2 protein-coding genes are annotated in these 1,698 nt (G+C 64.4%); both read left to right on the forward strand.

Going from position 1 to position 1,698, the window contains the following annotated elements:
• On the forward strand, window positions 1-837 hold an 837-nt coding region (locus AX744_RS06800), incomplete at its 5' end, for an ABC transporter ATP-binding protein (RefSeq protein ID WP_061015956.1).
• Window positions 834-1,698, forward strand: an 865-nt coding sequence (locus AX744_RS06805) for an ABC transporter ATP-binding protein (protein WP_061015957.1), incomplete at its 3' end; no start/stop codon positions are given. The genes AX744_RS06800 and AX744_RS06805, both read left to right, overlap by 4 nt.

Consider the following 1,698-nt stretch of genomic DNA (forward strand, 5'->3'; position numbering starts at 1 on the left):
CTGACGGCGCGGAATGTGTCGATCGAGTATGAGGTGGATCCGCCGGTGAAGGCCGTGCGAAACGTCTCCCTGACCCTGAACCGTGGCGAGATCCTGGGCCTGGCCGGGGAGTCCGGCTGCGGGAAGACGACTCTCGCGTATGGGATGAACCGGTTGTTGAAGGCGCCGGCGTTGATGACGGGCGGGGAGATCGTGTTCCATGACCGGGACGGTCATGACATCGACATCGTGGGTTTGGATGGGGAGGGCCTGCGGGCGTTCCGGTGGGACAAGATCTCGATGGTGTTCCAGGGCGCGATGAACTCGTTGAATCCGGTGATCAGTGTGAGGGCGCAGATCTTCGACATCTTCGACACGCATCGTCCTGGGATGAGTAAGAAGGCGAAGACGGCGCGGGCGGAGGAGCTGCTCACGCTGGTGGGGGTGGATCCGTCCCGGTTGTCGAGTTTCCCGCATGAGTTGTCCGGGGGTATGCGTCAGCGGATGATGATCGCGATGGCTCTGGCGTTGGATCCGCAGGTGATGATCATGGATGAGCCGACGACGGCGTTGGATGTGGTCGTGCAGCGCGGCATCATCCGGGAGATCATGCGGTTGCGGGAGAAGCTCGGGTTCGCGGTGATCTTCATCACGCATGATCTGCCGATGTTGATCGAGATCAGTGATCGGATCGCGATCATGTTGCAGGGGCAGATCGTGGAGGAGGGGACGGCGGAGGAGATCTACCGGTCCCCGCAGCATGAGTATACGAAGCGGTTGCTGTCGAGTTTCCCGTCGTTGAAGGGGGAGCGGGGCGATTTCGTGCGTACCGGTGTGAGCCAGGAGGGCGTCCGATGACCACCCATACGAATAGCGCCGGGACGACGGTGCCGGAGACGGCGTCGTTGGAGGCGCGGAACCTCGTCAAGGACTTCCACCTGAGGTCCGGGTTCAGGACGAGCATCCTGCATGCGGTGAAGGATGTGTCGTTCACGATCGAGGCCGGGAAGACGCTCGCTCTGGTGGGGGAGTCGGGGTCGGGGAAGTCGACGATCGCGCGGATGCTGATGAAGTTGGAGACCCCCACCAGTGGGGAGATCCTCCTCGACGGTAAACCGTCCGGGACTCGGGGGCGGGCGTTGGAGGCGTATCGCGCGGATGTGCAGATGGTGTTCCAGGACCCGTTCGCGTCGTTGAACCCGTTCCACACGATCGTGCATCACTTGGAGCGGCCGATCCGCCTGCATCACCCGCAGCTCTCCAGTGCGCAGGTGCGTGCCAGGGCGGTGGAGTTGTTGGAGCGGGTGCGGCTCAGCCCGGGGGAGAGCTTTGCGGAGCGTCGCCCGCATGAGCTGTCGGGTGGGCAGCGGCAGCGCGTCGCGATCGCACGGGCACTGGCCCCGGGGGCGCGGTTCATCGTCGCCGACGAACCGGTGAGCATGTTGGACGTGTCGATCCGGCTGGGCGTGTTGAACCTGCTCGCGGATCTGCAGCGGGAGGAGAACCTCGGGGTGCTGTACATCACGCACGACCTCGCGACCGCCCGGCATTTCTCCGATGAGATCATGGTGCTCTACAAGGGCGATGTCGTCGAGCGGGGCCCCGCGGACGAAGTCATCCTCAACCCGCAGCACGAGTACACCAAGACCCTCCTGGGAGCCGCGCCCGAGCCCGACAACCTCGGCCGCCTCCGCGACGAGGTCCGAACCGAACTCGGCA

This window comes from Microbacterium sp. CCH5-D1, from assembly GCF_001557335.1.
GTDB classification, from domain to species: domain Bacteria; phylum Actinomycetota; class Actinomycetes; order Actinomycetales; family Microbacteriaceae; genus Microbacterium; species Microbacterium oxydans.